Source organism: Bradyrhizobium huanghuaihaiense (assembly GCF_007830635.1).
GTDB classification, from domain to species: Bacteria; Pseudomonadota; Alphaproteobacteria; order Rhizobiales; family Xanthobacteraceae; genus Bradyrhizobium; species Bradyrhizobium huanghuaihaiense.
In genome coordinates, this window is the sequence record NZ_VLLA01000009.1 from 57999 (window position 1) to 72456 (window position 14458).

Consider the following 14458-nt stretch of genomic DNA (forward strand, 5'->3'; position numbering starts at 1 on the left):
GAGCGACTCGCTCGGAATTCGACCTGGAGTGCACGATGTCCAAAACGATCGCGATCCTCGCCCCCGGCGCCATGGGCAGCGCCGTGGCCCGCCGCCTCGGCGAAAACGGCGCGCGCGTGCTGACCTCCCTGAAAGGCCGCAGCGAGGCGACGCTGAAACGGGCTGCCGACGCCGGCATGATCGGCGCCGAGGACGATGCGATTGCGGAGGCCGACATCATCCTCTCGATCGTGCCGCCGGGCGAAGCTGTTGCACTCGCCGAACGCCTGGCCGCGCTGATCGTCCGGCGCGCCAAGAAGCCGGTCGTGGTCGACTGCAACGCCGTCAATGTCGACACCGTGCAGCGGATCGAGGAGATCATCGGCTCGGCGCAGGCGCCCTTCGTCGACGGCGGCATCATCGGCTTTCCGCCGCAGCGAGGTGGCAAAAGCCCGGCCTTCTACATGTCCGGCGAGCACGCCGGCGAAGTCGCGGTGCTGAAGGATCTCGGGCTCGACGTGCGGATCGTCGAAGGACCGGTCGGCGCTGCGTCGGCTCTCAAGATGTCCTACGCCGGCATCGTCAAGGGCCTCGCCGGCATCGGCTCGGCCATGGTGATTGCGGCAACGAAAGCGGGCGCGGCGGATGCACTGCGCGACGAGCTCGCACTGAGCCAGCCGGCGATCCTGGCCCGCCTCGAAGTGGCGCTGCCCGACATGATCCCGAAAGCCTATCGCTGGGTCGCGGAGATGCGGGAGATTTCCGGCTTTCTCGGTGACGATCATCCGGCCAGCCAGATCTATGAGGGTTTTGCGCGCTGGTTCGAGCACCTCGCGGAGGATGCGAATGGCGAGGCTGTGGATGCGGAGCTGATGAAGGCATTCGCTGCAAGCGTCGCGCAGAAGAAGACCTAGTCGTCGTCATTGCGAGCCAACGGGTCCGTGCGAAGCGCGGCCCGATGACAGGCTCCGCGAAGCAATCCAGAATCTTTCCACTGAGGCAGTCTGGATTGCTTCGCGGCGCTCGCAACGACGAGGAGAAGACGTCGCGGAGGCTATCTGCTATTGTTCTGCGGACGCAGTCCCTGCAACGGGAGTTCGAATGAGAGTGCTTGTCATCGGTGCGGGGGCGCTCGGGGGCTATTATGGAGCTTGCCTCGTCCGCGCGGGCGGCGACGTGACCTTTCTGGTGCGCGAGAAGCGGGCCGAGCAATTGCGGCGGGATGGACTACAGGTCGTGAGCCCGCACGGCGACTTCGCCGTGCAGCCGAAGCTTCTTGCAGCTGGCGATCTCAGGGAGCCGTTCGACGTCGTCCTCGTCGGCGTGAAAGCCTATTCGCTCGACGATGCCATGAGCCAGTTTGCTCCTGCCGTTGGCGCAGATACGATGATTCTGCCGATCCTCAACGGCTTGAAACACATCGACGCCTTGACCACAAAGTTCGGCGCCGCGCACGTTCTCGGCGGACTCGCGAACGTCAGCGCCGGGCTCGATGCGGATGGCCGTGTCGTCCAGTTCATGGCCAATCAGACTATCGTCTTCGGCGAGACCAACGGGTCGCTAAGCGAGCGTGCGCTCGCGCTGGAGACATTGCTCCAGGTCCCCGGTATCGACGTGCGCGCCAGCGAAGCGATCATGCAGGACATGTGGGAGAAATTCGTTCAGCTCAGCACGCTCGCTGGCATTACCTGCCTGATGCGCGCGAGCATCGGCGACATCCTGGCCGTGCCGAACGGCGAGCAGTCGATTTTCCGGCTGTTTGCGGAATGCTGCACCGTTGCGACGGCTTCAGGTTTCGAGCCACGTGCGCCGTTCATCGAGTTTGACCGGAAGCTGTTCACCACGCTGGATTCGCCGCTAAAAGCCTCGATGCTGCGCGACATCGAGCGCGGCTCGATCACCGAGGCGGAGCATATTCTGGGCGATATGGCCAATCGGGCCCGTACGCTCGGCATCGACACGCCGCTGCTGGATCTGGCCCGCGCGCATGTGGCGGCGTACGAGATCGGGCGGCGAAGGGCAGGGGCTAACTAGCCCGCGCCGATCAGCGGGATCGCCTCGTCCCGCTCATAGAGATACAGCAGGCAGCGGAGCGCCTCGCCGCGCTCGCCCTTGAGCTTGGGATCATCCTTCAGGATTCGCAGTGCTTCGTCGCGGGCCTGGGTGATGAGCTGGCCGTGCACTTCCGAGCGCGCGATGCGGTAGCCGGGCAGGCCGCTCTGGCGGACGCCGAGCACGTCGCCTTCGCCGCGCAGCTTCAGATCCTCCTCGGCGATGCGGAAGCCGTCGGTGGTCTCGCGGATCACTTTCAGCCGTGCCTTCGACATCTCGCCGAGCGGCTCGCCATAGAGCAGGATGCAGGTCGAGGCTTCCGAGCCGCGCCCGATGCGGCCGCGCAGCTGGTGCAGCTGGGCAAGGCCGAAACGCTCGGCATTCTCGATCACCATGATGGTGGCGGCGGGCACGTCGACGCCGACCTCGACGACGGTGGTCGCGACGAGCAGGCCGATCTCGTGGGCGGCGAACTGGCCCATGACACGGTCCTTTTCCGTGCCCTTCATCTGGCCGTGAACGAGGCCGACGCGGTCGCCGAAGCGCTTTTGCAGGCTTTCGAAACGCTTGGTCGCGTTGGTCAGATGCTCGGTGCCCTCGGCCTCGGATTCCTCGACCAGTGGGCAGATCCAGTAGACCAGCTTGCCGGCGTCGAGCGCGCGCCCGACACCTTCCATGACCTCCTCGATCCGACTCATCGGCACCGCCCGGGTGTCGATCGGCTGGCGGCCGGCGGGTTTTTCGCGCAATTCGCTGATGTCCATGTCGCCGAAATAGGTCAGCACCAGCGTGCGCGGGATCGGCGTCGCGCTCAGCACCAGCACGTCGACGGCTTCGCCCTTGGATGTCAGCGCGAGGCGCTCGCGCACGCCAAAGCGGTGCTGCTCGTCGACGATGGCGAGCGCGAGGTCCCTGAAGATCACGTCGTCCTGGATCAGTGCATGGGTGCCGACGAGCAGGTCGATTTCGCCCTCGGCAAGCTGGGCAATGATCTCGCGCCGCTCCTTGCCCTTTTCGCGGCCGGTGAGGATGGCGACCTGCAGGCCGGCGCGCTCGGCGAGCGGGGCGATGGTCTTGATGTGCTGGCGCGCCAGGATTTCGGTCGGCGCCATCAGCGCGGCCTGCTTGCCGACCTCGGCCACAGCCGCGGCCGCGAGCAGCGCCACGACCGTTTTGCCCGAGCCGACGTCGCCCTGGAGCAGCCGCAGCATGCGCACCGGCTGCTTCAGATCCTCGGCGATGGCGGCGACGGCGTTGCGCTGGGAGGGCGTCAGCGCGTAAGGAAGGGCGTCGATGATCTTGTTGCGCAGATGGCCGTCACCGGCATTGCGCACGCCGGCGGGGCGGCGCAGCTGGGCGCGGATCAGCGCGAGTGCAAGCTGGCCGGCCAGGAGCTCATCGAAGGCGAGGCGCGACCAGAACGGCTGGTCCGGCAATATGTCGGTCAGCTCGACCGGCTGGTGCACGCGCGTGAGGGCTTCCGCGATTGGCGGGAAGTGGCAGCGGCGCAGCACCTCGGGGCTGATCCATTCCGGCAGAGCCGGAAGCTTCTGCAGCGCCTGCGCGATCGCGCGGCGCAGCGAGCCGAGCGCGAGCCCCTCGGTCAGCGGATAGACTGGATCGATGCCGGAGAGCTTTGAGATCGCCTCCTCGTCCAGCACGCGATCGGGATGCACGATCTGCGGGATGCCGTCATACATCTGCAGCGTGCCGGAGACGTAGCGCTTCTCCCCCATTGGCAGCAGCTTTTCGACATAGCCGGGTTTTGCCCGGAAGAACGTCAGCACGACGTCGCCGGTATCGTCGCTGGCATAGACCAGGTACGGCGCGCGCGCGTTGCGCGGCGGAGGCGGGCGGTGGCGATCGACGGTGACTTCCAGCGTCACCATGGTTCCAACGGCCGCGTCGCGGATTTTTGGCCGCGCCCGGCGGTCGATGACCTGGCTCGGCAGGTGCAGCAGCAGGTCGACCAGCCGCGGCGTCTCATTGCGGCTGAGCAGGTACTGCAGCAGCTTGTCCTGCTTCGGACCGACGCCGGGCAGGCTGGTCACGGGAGCAAACAGCGGATTGAGCAGGCTGGGGCGCATCAGGCGAATCTAGGATCGTTTCGGCTCGTCATGCCCGGCTTTGTGCCGGGCATCCACGGCTTTTTTCGCGTCCCGATGCGGGCGGAGGGCCAAAACAAATCAGGGCTCAAATCGAGGGCTGACATGGGCACCTCGAGTGGCTATATCACCCCCGCCCGGCACGTCCGGGCTTTCTGCGTTTGACTGGATTTGCAACATGACGGGAACGACACGATCGAGCAGCGGGCTGGATGACCGCCGCAAGCGGCTTCTGTTCCGCTGCTGGCACCGCGGCACGCGCGAGATGGACCTGATCCTCGGCCGCTTTGCGGATGCGGAGATCGGCAACCTGTCCGAGGCCGAGCTCGGTGAGCTCGAGACCCTGCTCGAGGTCAACGATCCCGATCTCTATGCCGCCATCACCGGCGACAAGGTGCTGCCGGCCGATGTCGCCGGCGCGCTGTTCGCCCGCATCAAGGCGTTTCCGATCGCGGACGGCAACGCATGAAGCAGGGGATGAAATCGCCGGCCGAGCTGCTCACGCCCGGCCGCGCGCTGACGCTCGCCAATGTCGCCGAGGGCGCCGAAGGCCTTGTCGTCTCCGATCTCGCCCGCGCCATCGCGGCGCGGCCGAAGAAGCCGGCCGTCAGCCTCGCCGTGGTCTGCCGCGACGGCGGGCGCATGCAGCAGCTCGAGCGCGCGCTCAGATTCTTTGCGCCGGATCTTCCGTTGCTGACCTTTCCGGCCTGGGACTGTCAGCCCTATGACCGGGTCTCGCCGCATGGCGGCATTCTCGCGCAGCGCCTGACCACGCTGGCGCGGCTCGCCTCGCTCACCGGCAGCGACAAGCCGCTGATCGTGCTGACCACGGTGAACGCCGTGGTGCAGCGCGTGCCTGCGCGCGAGCTCGTTGCGGCGCAGGCGCTGTCGGTCGCGCCGGGCAATGTCGTGCCGATGGACGCCGTCGTCGCCTGGCTCGAGCATAACGGCTACAATCGCTCCTCCACCGTGCGCGAGCCCGGCGAATATGCCGTGCGCGGCGGCATCCTGGACCTGTTTCCGGCCGGCCTCGAGCAGCCGGTCCGCTTCGACTTCTTCGGCGACAGCCTGGAATCGATCCGCTCGTTCGACGCGGAGACCCAGCGCACGCTGCTCGACATGCGCTCGCTCGACCTCGTGCCGGTCTCCGAGTTCCAGCTCGTCACCGACACCATCCGTCGTTTCCGTATGGGCTATGTCTCCGAGTTCGGCGCGCCCGAGCGCGACGATGCACTGTACGAGGCCGTCAGCGAGGGCCGCCGCCATCCCGGCATGGAGCACTGGCTGCCGCTGTTCCAGGACCGGATGGACACGCTGTTCGATTATCTGCAAGGGGCAGCCATCGCGATCGAGCCGCAGGCCGAGGACGCCGTCCGCGAGCGCTTCAAGCAGATCCTCGACTACTATCAGGCCCGCCGCGAGGCGATGGAGCATCCCGGCGGCGGCGCCATCTACAAGCCGCTGCCGCCCGATCGGCTGTACCTGACCGATGAGGAATGGGCCAAGCGTCTCGGCGATATCCCGCTGGCGCGTCTGACGCCGTTCTCGGTGCCGACGGACGGAACGAGCGTCGTCGATGCCGGCGCACGCAAGGGCCGCGACTTCGCGCCGGAGCGCAACGACACCACCGTCAACGTGTTCGAGTCCGTCGTCAGCCACGTCATGGCGCTGCAGGCCCAGCGCAAGAAGATCGTGATCGCGCTGTGGACCGAAGGCTCGCGCGACCGCATGACCTCGATGCTGCGCGATCACAAGCTCGCCCATACCACCAGCGTCAACAGCTGGCGCACGGTGCAGGCAACCCCGCGCAACGAGACCATGCTCGCCGTGCTCGGCCTCGAGAGCGGTTTCGAGACCGACGAGATCGCCATCATCAGCGAGCAGGACATTCTTGGCGACCGCTTGGTGCGGCCGCGCAAGGCGAGCCGCAAGCTCGATAATTTCATCTCGGAGGTGACGAGCCTTGCCGCCGGCGACATCGTCGTCCATGTCGAGCACGGCATCGGCCGCTTCATCGGCCTGCAGACCCTGGATGTTGCCGGCGCGCCGCATGACTGCCTCGAGCTGCATTATGCGGCCGAGACCAAGCTGTTCCTGCCCGTCGAGAACATCGAGCTGCTGTCGCGCTACGGCTCGGACCAGACCACGGTCGAGCTGGATCGTCTGGGTGGCTCGGGCTGGCAGACCCGCAAGGCGAAACTCAAGAACCGCATCCGCGAGATCGCGGGTGAGCTGATCAAGATCGCTGCCGCGCGTCATCTGCACGAGGCGCCCAAGCTGCCGGTGCAGCAGGGCCTCTATGACGAGTTCTGCGCGCGCTTCCCCTATGACGAGACCGAGGACCAGTTAGGGGCGATCGAATCGACCCTGAAGGACCTCGAGCTCGGCCGTCCCATGGATCGGCTGATCTGCGGCGACGTCGGCTTCGGCAAGACCGAGGTGGCGTTGCGCGCGGCGTTTGCCGTTGCGCTCGAAGGCAAGCAGGTCGCTGTCGTGGTGCCGACCACGCTGCTGGCGCGCCAGCACGCCAAAACCTTCACCGAGCGTTTCAAGGGCTTTCCGGTGAACGTGGCGCAGGCGTCACGCCTGATCGCGACCAAGGAGCTGAACCAGGTCAAGAAGGGCATCGCCGACGGCTCCGTCGACATCGTCGTCGGCACCCACGCGCTGCTCGGCAAGGCCATCAAATTCCGCGATCTCGGCCTCGTCATCGTCGACGAGGAGCAGCATTTTGGCGTTACCCATAAGGAACGGCTGAAGGCGCTTCGTTCCGAGGTGCACGTGCTGACGCTGTCGGCGACGCCGATCCCGCGCACGCTTCAATTGGCGCTGACCGGCGTCCGCGAGCTCTCGATCATCGCTTCGCCCCCAGTCGATCGCCTCGCGGTCCGCACCTTCGTCGCCCCGCACGATCCGCTGATGATCCGCGAGGCGCTCTTGCGCGAGCGCTACCGCGGCGGCCAGGCGTTCTACGTGGTGCCGCGCATCGACGATCTCGCCGAGGTCAAGGATTTCCTCGACAAGAACGTGCCGGAGATGAAGGTCGCGGTCGCGCACGGGCAGATGCCGCCCGCCGTGATCGAGGACATCATGACCGCGTTCTACGACGGCAAGTTCGACATCCTGCTGTCGACCACGATCGTCGAATCCGGCCTCGACATTCCCAACGCCAACACGCTGATCGTGCATCGCGCCGACATGTTCGGCCTGGCCCAGCTCTATCAGCTTCGCGGCCGCGTCGGCCGCTCCAAGCTGCGGGCGTACGCGCTGTTCACGCTGCCGGCGCAGCAGAAGATCACGGTGCAGGCCGAGCGCCGGCTCACCGTGCTGCAATCGCTGGAGACGCTGGGTGCGGGTTTCCAGCTCGCCTCGCACGATCTCGACATCCGCGGCGCCGGCAATTTGCTCGGCGAAGAGCAGTCCGGCCACATCAAGGAGGTCGGCTTCGAGCTCTACCAATCGATGCTGGAGGAGGCGATCGTCAACCTCAAGGCCGGCGTCTCCGAGCCTGCCGCCGACCGCTGGTCGCCGTCGATCACGATCGGCATGCCCGTGCTCATCCCCGAGGATTACGTCAGCGATCTCTCGGTGCGGCTGTCGCTGTACCGGCGCCTCGCCGATCTCGACACCGAGGAGGAGATCGAGAATTTTGGCGCCGAGATGCGCGACCGCTTCGGCGTGCTGCCGGACGAGGTGCGCTACCTGTTCAAGGTCGCCGCGATCAAGGCGTTCTGCCGCAGGGCCAATGTCGAGAAGATCGACGCCGGCCCGAAGGGCGCCGTCATCGTCTTCCGCGACAATTCCTTCGCCTATCCCGATCGCCTCGTGACCTTCATCCGCAGCTACGGCCAGGCCGCCAAGGTGCGGCCCGACATGAAGGTGGTGTTCCTGCAGGATTGGGAGACGCCGGAAGACCGTCTCGCCGGCACCACCGAGATCATGCGCCAGCTCGCGCAGCTCGCGGAAAGCAAGAAGGCGGCGTAGGCGCGAAGCGAGATCTCGTAGGGTGGGCAAAGCGAAGCGTGCCCACCGCTTCCGTCATGGCGGAGAGATGGTGGGCACGGCGCAAGCGCGCCTTTGCCCACCCTACGGCAGCGAGGTCGTGACTACGACGCCGCCCTCGACGCATCGGCCGACAGCCGCGCCAGCAGCGACCTTGCCGTATCCGACGGCGACAGCGAGTCCACGCTGACCACGGGATCACTGCGCATCTCGTGCTTGCCGTTCGACGTGTGCCGCATCACCGCCGAGAGGCGGCGCGCGATCATATGCGCGGTGCGGAAGTCGGTCTCGGCGAATACGACGATGACCGAGCCGTCCTTCTGGGCCGCACCGAAATCCATCTGCCGCATCAGGCGGCTGAGGATGCGTGCGGCATCGAGCTGGGCGCGGGGATTGTTGGGATCGAAGGCGAAGCGCGCCACCGACAGGCCGCCGCCGCGGGCCAGCGCCTGCTCGACCGCCTTGGCAAAGTCGCGGGCGAAGGCTTCCGTCGTGAGCAGGCCGCTGCGCGGGTCGAGCCAGCCGCCGGCGTCGATCGAGCGCAGCGTGCGGCTCAACTGCGCTTCCATCGCGTGCTGGCGGATCAGCGGCAGCGCGTTGGCGGCGACCTTCGCCGGCTCGCCAGCGATCAGTTCGAGATTGGGCAGGTCGTAGCTTTGCACGAGCTGGTGCGCGGTGACGACTACGGGCAGGGTGCGGAAGCGGGTGTCCTCGGCGAGCACGGTGAGGAAGGCGTCGGTCACGCGCGCGGTAAACCCTTCGGCGAGCACGACGCCGTCGATGTCGCGGGTGTTGAGATGTTTCGCCGCCGCCTCGATCGAGAGCGCGCCGACCACGCCGACGCGCTCGCCGAGTGCGACGGACAGCGCGGGATAGGCCGCTCCGCGGCCGATCAGCAGCACAGTGGCATCGCGCGACGGATCGCCCGCGGGCAGCGCAATCTTCGTCTCGGGCAGTCGGCGCAGCACCGTCGAATGCAACGTGCGGACGCGCAGCGCAGCGCGTAAACGCGCACTCAGGCGATCGGGATGGCCGGCGCGCGAAGCAAAGGGCAGGGCGTTGTGCGGCAGTGTGCCCGCCGCATCGAGGGCCACGAAGGGAAGGTAGGGCGATTGGTCGGCGATCTTCCTGGCGAGCAGTGCCAGATGCGGCTCATGTCCGCTGTGCATCGCGGCGAGGACCGCAGCCGGCTGCACCTGCTCGACCGCCCGCGTCGCGCTGGCCCAGTCGGTGTCGACCACGGGGAAGAGCCGGGCCTCGTCCAGCGCCGCAACGAAGGCGGGGCGCTCGGCATTGGACACAAACAGGATCGGGCCCGCCTGGGACATCGAACAACTCTGATCACGCAACAGCTGCCGCGCAATCTAGTTTGGCCGCCTTAATGCGGCGTCAACGGAAGCACCGAAACTGTGCTCAGCCCGGCCCGGAGCGGTCGCGAAATGCCTCGACCATCAGGGGGTTAAGCCCGAGCTCGCTGAGCGCCTCGCGGGCGCGGGCATTGTCCAGGGCGCGCCCTGCCAGCCGGTGGCCGGAGAGGCGGTCGGGCAGCGCGGTGAGCAGGGCGCCCTGGCCGAGCCGGCGCGCCCATTCCTGGAGGTCGTTGGAGAGGAAGCGGTACCCGCCGACAGCCATGATGCCGGAGGGTGGTGCGGTGATACAGATCGCGCCGCTCGCCCGGTCGAGCCGCGCCGCATAGCCGGTATCGACATAATCGCGCGGCGGCTGCGCGATCAGCGTCTCGCCGACCGGTTGCGGCGGGGCATAGGCCGCGATCGGCACCATCGCCCCGCGCAGGCCGAGCGTGCCCTTCGGCGTCAGCAGGATCTCGCCGGCGATGGAGGAGCCGGCCTGCTCGCGCGGCGCGCCGTGCGGCCCGGGCATCACCGGCACAGGCATGCCGTCCTCGCCGCGGCGGGCGCCGAACAGTCCGGCCTCGCCGAACAGATAGACGTCGGTGAGCGGAGCATGCGGCGCGATCCAGGCATCGCTCGCCGCCACCTGCTCCGGAGCGCGCCACAGGCCGACGACGTTGCGTAACGTCGGCATTCGCGCCGCGAGGTCGGCATCGCCCAGCCGCAGCGCGAGCTGCGCCGGCGCGATCAGCACCTCGCATTCGTGCTCGTTGATCTGCTGCTCCAGCACGTCGTTCTCGAACGGATGATGCAGCGCCAGCGTGCCGCCCGATAACAGCCACACCGCCAGCGAAGAGGCGAGGCCCGCAAACGACATCGGCGTGAACGCCGCCATCACGGTTGCGCCCTGCTTGATGTCGGCTTCGAGCGACATCGCGAGAGCGCCGGCGATCAGGCTGAAATGCGGCCGCGGCACAGGGCGAAAGCCCTCCGCCGTGACGTCGAAGGAGATCATCGCCGCCTTGCGGCCGTCCTGGATCACGGCGCGCGAGGTGCCGGGCGGTCGGGCCAGGACGTCGTCGAGCGAGGCCATGCCTTCGGGCAGGTCGCGTCCGAATCCGTAGACATGACGGATCGAGAACGCCTCGGCGGCGGCGTGCATCGCGAGGTCGGCATAGCCGACGCCGTCGACCGTGCTCATGGTGACGATGGCGCGCGCCGCGGTGCGGTTGAGCGCTGCGGTCAGCTCCGCATGCCGCCACAGCAGCGGCAGCACGGCAACGACGAGGCCGGCGCGATGGGCGGCGAGCACGGTGAGCACGAACTCGACCGTGTTGGGCAACTGGATCGCGATGACGGAATTGGCCGGCAGGCCCGATTCGACGAAATGGGCCGACAGTGCCTCGATGGCGGTGTCGGCCTCGGTGTAGGTCATCCGCCGCGGCTGATGTCCGGTGATGCGCGCCTTGTTGAGCGGATCGAGCAGAGCGGTGGCGTGCGGCTGCCGCATCAGCGTGCGCTGAAACAGCGTGTCGAGCGTCGGCGATACGGCTGGCTGGTTCACGGCGTCACTTCGCTTGCGTCGCTTGAGGCTCACCCTTCGACCACCAGGTTTCCGGCAAATAGCCGGACAGCGCGGTGGCCTTTGGCCGTTCTATCCGATTCCAGCGCGCGATCCATTGCTCGGATACGTTAAACAGCGGGATTGTGTAGCAGCCCGCGATCAGGGCGCGGTCGAGTGCGCGCACCGCCGAGACGAATTCCGTATGTTCACGGGCCTCCAGCAGGGCGCCGATCATGGCGTCGACGGCGGGATCCCTGGCGCCCATGTAGTTGCGGGTGCCCGGATTGTCGGCGGCAGCGCTGCCCCAATAGAAATACTGCTCGTTGCCGGGCGACAGCGACTGGTCCCAGCGGTTCTGGATCATGTCGAACTCGTAAGCGAGCCGGCGCTGGTCGAATTGCACGGGATCGACCGCGCGCACGCTGGCCTCGATGCCCGCGCGCCTGAGGTCGCGCTGGAAGGCGAGCGCGATGCGCTCCTGGTCGCGGGTCGTGACCATGATCTCGAAGGTGAAGGGCGCCCTGGTCGTGCGGTTGCGCAGCACCGTGCCGTCGAGATCGTAGCCGGCTTCCGACAGCAGTTTCAGCGCGGCGCGCAGCGTGGTGCGGTCGCGGCCCGAACCATCGGTCACGGGCAGGCGGTAGCTGCCGTCCATGATCTCGGGCGGGATCTGCGCGGCGAACGGCTTGAGCAGTTCGCGCTCGCGCGCATCCGCAGGCCTGCCATAGGCCGACAGCTCCGAGCCGGCGAAATAGCCGGCGACGCGCGAGTAGAGGCCAAAGAAGTAGTTGCGGTTGACCAGCTCGAAATCGAACAGCAGCGTCAGGGCTCGGCGCACGCGGATGTCGGCAAAGATCGGACGGCGGGTGTTGAAGACCAGGAATTCGGAAGGCTGCGGCACGCCGGGCTTGACGGTGTCGCGGATCACCTCGCCGCTTCTGGCGGCCGGAAAGTCGTAGCCGTCGTGCCAGCGCAGCGGCTCGTTCTCGACGCGGAAATCGTAGAGGCCGCGCTTGAAAGCCTCGAACTGTCCGTTGGCCTCGCGGAAATAATCGAGCCTGATCTCATCGAAATTGTAGAGCCCGCGATTGATGGCGAGGTCGCGGCCCCAATAGTCGGGATTGCGCGTGAGCGTCACGCTGGCGCCGGCTTTCACCGCCGTGACGCGGTAGGGGCCGGAGCCAACCGGCCCCGTTAGCGTCGTCTCCTCGAAGGTCGCGACATCGACCGCATGCTTCGGCAGGATCGGCATCAGGCCGAGGATCAGCGGCAGCTCCCGGTCATTGGCCCCGGTGAGATCGAAGCGGACGGTGAGGGGATCGGTTGCCTCAGCCTTGGTGGCCTTGGCGTAGTATTGCCGCAGGTTCGGGCGGCCGCGGTCGCGCAGCAGCTGCCAGGAGAACAGCACGTCCTCGGCCGTTACCGGCTTGCCGTCGGAGAATCGGGCGCGGGGATCGAGGCGGAACGTCACGAAGGTCCGGTCGTCGTCGGTCTCGACGGACCTGGCGAGGAGGCCGTAGAGCGTGAACGGCTCGTCCTGGCCGCGCGCAAGCAGGCTCTCGACGACGTAGCTACGCATCTGATGCACGGGCAATCCCTTCACGATGAAGGGATTGAGACTGTCGAAGGTTCCGAGAATGCCCCAGGTCAGCCGGCCGCCCTTGCGGGCATCGGGATTGGCGTAGGGCATATGGGTGAAATCGGCGGGCATCGCCGGCTTGCCGTGCATGGCGATGGCATGGGCCTCCTCGGCCCGTACGGCGCCCGCCGACAGGCCCCAAGTGAGCGCCGAACTGAGCGCAAGGGCAAGCATGCAGAGGCGGAGACCGGGGCCCTCGAAGAGGCGCTGGAACATGAACATCGGCACACGTTGATTCGAGGACCGGCAGGCCTGAATCCTATCACAGGGAATTTCACTGGGCGTAGCTGCGGATGTGGTCAAAGACGCTTGTCGGCATTGATCTTTTCGTCGGCCACGCTAAGAAGGCACCCAATCGCGCAAGAGCGCCGAGCCCGTCACGTATCCGCCTCATTTGACGGGGAGAGAGCCGCGCCCAAAGCGGCTTGTTCGGCGCTTCGGAGCGGTTCGGGCGCTTCCCGTTCAGAAAGGGTTTTCTGCAATGAATTTCCGTTATTTGGCCGCGTCCGTCCGGCCGCGCGGGCGACTTCTCGCCTTGTTGACGGCGACGGCATTGGTCGTCCCGTTTGCCGCCGAAGCCCAGACCCCGGCGCCGGCTCCCGGTGCGCCCGCCGCGCCCAAGGCGGCTCCGGCGGCTCCTAAGGCCGCTCCGAAGGCGGCCCCCAAGGCTCCGGCCCCAGCGGCCCAGGCGCCCGCCCAAGCTCCTGCCCAGGGCGCTCCGGCGCAGCAGGGCGCAGCCCAGCCCGCGGACCAGCAGATCCAGCTGATCTATGCCCCCTGGACCAAGTTCTGCCTCAAGGGCCAGGACGCCAACGCCAAGCAGGTCTGCTTCACCGGCAAGGACGGCCGCATCGAATCGGGCCAGCCGGTCATCGCCGCCGTGATCATCGAGCCGGAAGGCGAGCCCAAGAAGATCCTGCGCGTGACGCTGCCGCTCGGCATGCAGCTGGTCCACGGCACCCGGATCATCGTGGATAGCAACGCACCGCTGCAGCAGCCCTATGTGATCTGCTTCCAGAACGGCTGCATGTCCGATTACGAGGCCACGCCCGAGCTCATCGCCAGCATGAAGAAGGGCCAGAATCTGGTTGTCCAGGCGATCAACGCCAACGGCGCGCCGCTGACCCTGCCGCTGCCGCTCGCCGGCGAATTCCAGAAGGCCTATGACGGTCCGCCGACCGATCCGAAGGTGTTCGAGGAAACCCAGAAGAAACTCCAGGAAGAGCTTCAGAAGAAGGCTGACGAGCAGCGCAAGAAGCTCGAGCAGCAGGGTGGCGCGCCCGGCGCTCCTCCGACCGCCCAGAAGTAATTGGGATCAAATCCCGGACATGAAAAAGGCGCTCATTCGAGCGCCTTTTTTGCTGACCCGCCGTGTCCGGGCGAAGATCAGTTCAGCGACGGATTGCGCGGGCGGTAGCCGCCGGTCTTGTCCTTGATGAAGATCTCGGCGACCTGGGAATGCCGGACCGGCTCGCCCGAATCGTCCGGCAGCAGGTTCTGCTCGGAGACATAGGCGACGTATTCGGACTCCGCGTTCTCCGCGAGCAGGTGGTAGAACGGCTGGTCCTTGTGGGGCCGCACCTCCTCGGGAATCGACAGCCACCACTCCTCGGTGTTGTTGAATTCCGGATCGATGTCGAAGATCACGCCCCGGAACGAGAAGATCCGGTGGCGGACGACCTGTCCGATCTGGAATTTGGCGGTCCTCGCTTTAATCATTCCCCGTCGATAGACCAGGATTGTGGCCGATGCTAGTGGCCTTAGC

10 protein-coding genes are annotated in these 14458 nt (G+C 66.8%); 5 read left to right on the top strand and 5 right to left on the bottom strand.

Annotation, left to right across the window (positions count from 1 at the left end; all coding sequences use genetic code 11):
* Positions 1-35 precede the first annotated feature (35 nt).
* Positions 36-893: an NAD(P)-dependent oxidoreductase gene (locus IQ16_RS19535; RefSeq protein WP_018642067.1), complete on the top strand. Its 858-nt coding sequence runs from the start codon at positions 36-38 to the stop codon at positions 891-893.
* 187 nt (positions 894-1080) lie between these two features.
* The gene (gene panE / locus IQ16_RS19540) at positions 1081-2013 is read left to right on the top strand and encodes a 2-dehydropantoate 2-reductase (protein ID WP_018642065.1); all 933 of its coding nucleotides are present in this window, start codon (positions 1081-1083) and stop codon (positions 2011-2013) included.
* Here the strand turns inward: panE and recG are convergent.
* A complete protein-coding gene (recG, locus tag IQ16_RS19545; protein WP_018642064.1) occupies positions 2010-4118 on the bottom strand; it encodes an ATP-dependent DNA helicase RecG in 2109 nt (702 codons plus the stop codon). The two genes, panE and recG, sit on opposite strands and share 4 nt — an antisense overlap.
* 196 nt (positions 4119-4314) lie before the next feature.
* On the opposite strand from recG, the gene IQ16_RS19550 reads away from it, so the two are divergent.
* Together IQ16_RS19550 and mfd are read left to right on the top strand one after the other, a co-directional pair.
* Positions 4315-4605, top strand: coding sequence for an FAD assembly factor SdhE (locus tag IQ16_RS19550; RefSeq protein WP_018642063.1), 291 nt, complete (start codon positions 4315-4317; stop codon positions 4603-4605).
* Positions 4602-8120, top strand: coding sequence for a transcription-repair coupling factor (gene mfd / locus IQ16_RS19555; protein WP_018642062.1), 3519 nt, complete (start codon positions 4602-4604; stop codon positions 8118-8120). The genes IQ16_RS19550 and mfd overlap by 4 nt, the downstream gene beginning before the upstream one ends.
* Before the next feature lie 122 nt (positions 8121-8242).
* Here mfd and IQ16_RS19565 read toward each other — a convergent pair whose 3' ends face one another.
* The 3 genes from IQ16_RS19565 to IQ16_RS19575 all read right to left on the bottom strand — a co-directional run bounded on the left by IQ16_RS19565 (position 8243) and on the right by IQ16_RS19575 (position 12915).
* On the bottom strand, positions 8243-9466 hold the full coding sequence (locus tag IQ16_RS19565) for a hypothetical protein (protein ID WP_018642061.1): 1224 nt from the start codon (positions 9464-9466) through the stop codon (positions 8243-8245).
* Positions 9467-9551: 85 nt separating this feature from the next.
* Complete coding sequence (locus IQ16_RS19570) at positions 9552-11054, bottom strand: class I adenylate-forming enzyme family protein (protein WP_026311849.1); 1503 nt, start codon at positions 11052-11054, stop codon at positions 9552-9554.
* Between the two features lie 4 nt (positions 11055-11058).
* A complete protein-coding gene (locus tag IQ16_RS19575; protein WP_026311848.1) occupies positions 11059-12915 on the bottom strand; it encodes an extracellular solute-binding protein in 1857 nt (618 codons plus the stop codon).
* Positions 12916-13174: 259 nt separating this feature from the next.
* On the opposite strand from IQ16_RS19575, the gene IQ16_RS19580 reads away from it, so the two are divergent.
* The gene (locus IQ16_RS19580) at positions 13175-14002 is read left to right on the top strand and encodes an invasion associated locus B family protein (protein ID WP_018642058.1); all 828 of its coding nucleotides are present in this window, start codon (positions 13175-13177) and stop codon (positions 14000-14002) included.
* A 77-nt stretch (positions 14003-14079) separates the two neighbouring features.
* Here the strand turns inward: IQ16_RS19580 and hspQ are convergent, their stop codons facing one another.
* Entirely contained in the window at positions 14080-14412 is a 333-nt protein-coding gene (gene hspQ / locus IQ16_RS19585) for a heat shock protein HspQ (protein WP_018642057.1), read from the bottom strand.
* Positions 14413-14458: the final 46 nt, after the last annotated feature.

Bases quoted from the DNA above. Each gene is read 5' to 3' on its own strand.
- IQ16_RS19550 (WP_018642063.1), top strand. From the start codon at position 4,315: ATGACGGGAACGACACGATCGAGCAGCGGGCTGGATGACCGCCGCAAG.
- mfd (WP_018642062.1), top strand. From the start codon at position 4,602: ATGAAGCAGGGGATGAAATCGCCGGCCGAGCTGCTCACGCCCGGCCGC.
- panE (WP_018642065.1), top strand. From the start codon at position 1,081: ATGAGAGTGCTTGTCATCGGTGCGGGGGCGCTCGGGGGCTATTATGGA.
- recG (WP_018642064.1), bottom strand. From the start codon at position 4,118: ATGCGCCCCAGCCTGCTCAATCCGCTGTTTGCTCCCGTGACCAGCCTG.
- IQ16_RS19575 (WP_026311848.1), bottom strand. From the start codon at position 12,915: ATGTTCATGTTCCAGCGCCTCTTCGAGGGCCCCGGTCTCCGCCTCTGC.
- IQ16_RS19535 (WP_018642067.1), top strand. From the start codon at position 36: ATGTCCAAAACGATCGCGATCCTCGCCCCCGGCGCCATGGGCAGCGCC.
- hspQ (WP_018642057.1), bottom strand. From the start codon at position 14,412: ATGATTAAAGCGAGGACCGCCAAATTCCAGATCGGACAGGTCGTCCGC.
- IQ16_RS19580 (WP_018642058.1), top strand. From the start codon at position 13,175: ATGAATTTCCGTTATTTGGCCGCGTCCGTCCGGCCGCGCGGGCGACTT.
- IQ16_RS19565 (WP_018642061.1), bottom strand. From the start codon at position 9,466: ATGTCCCAGGCGGGCCCGATCCTGTTTGTGTCCAATGCCGAGCGCCCC.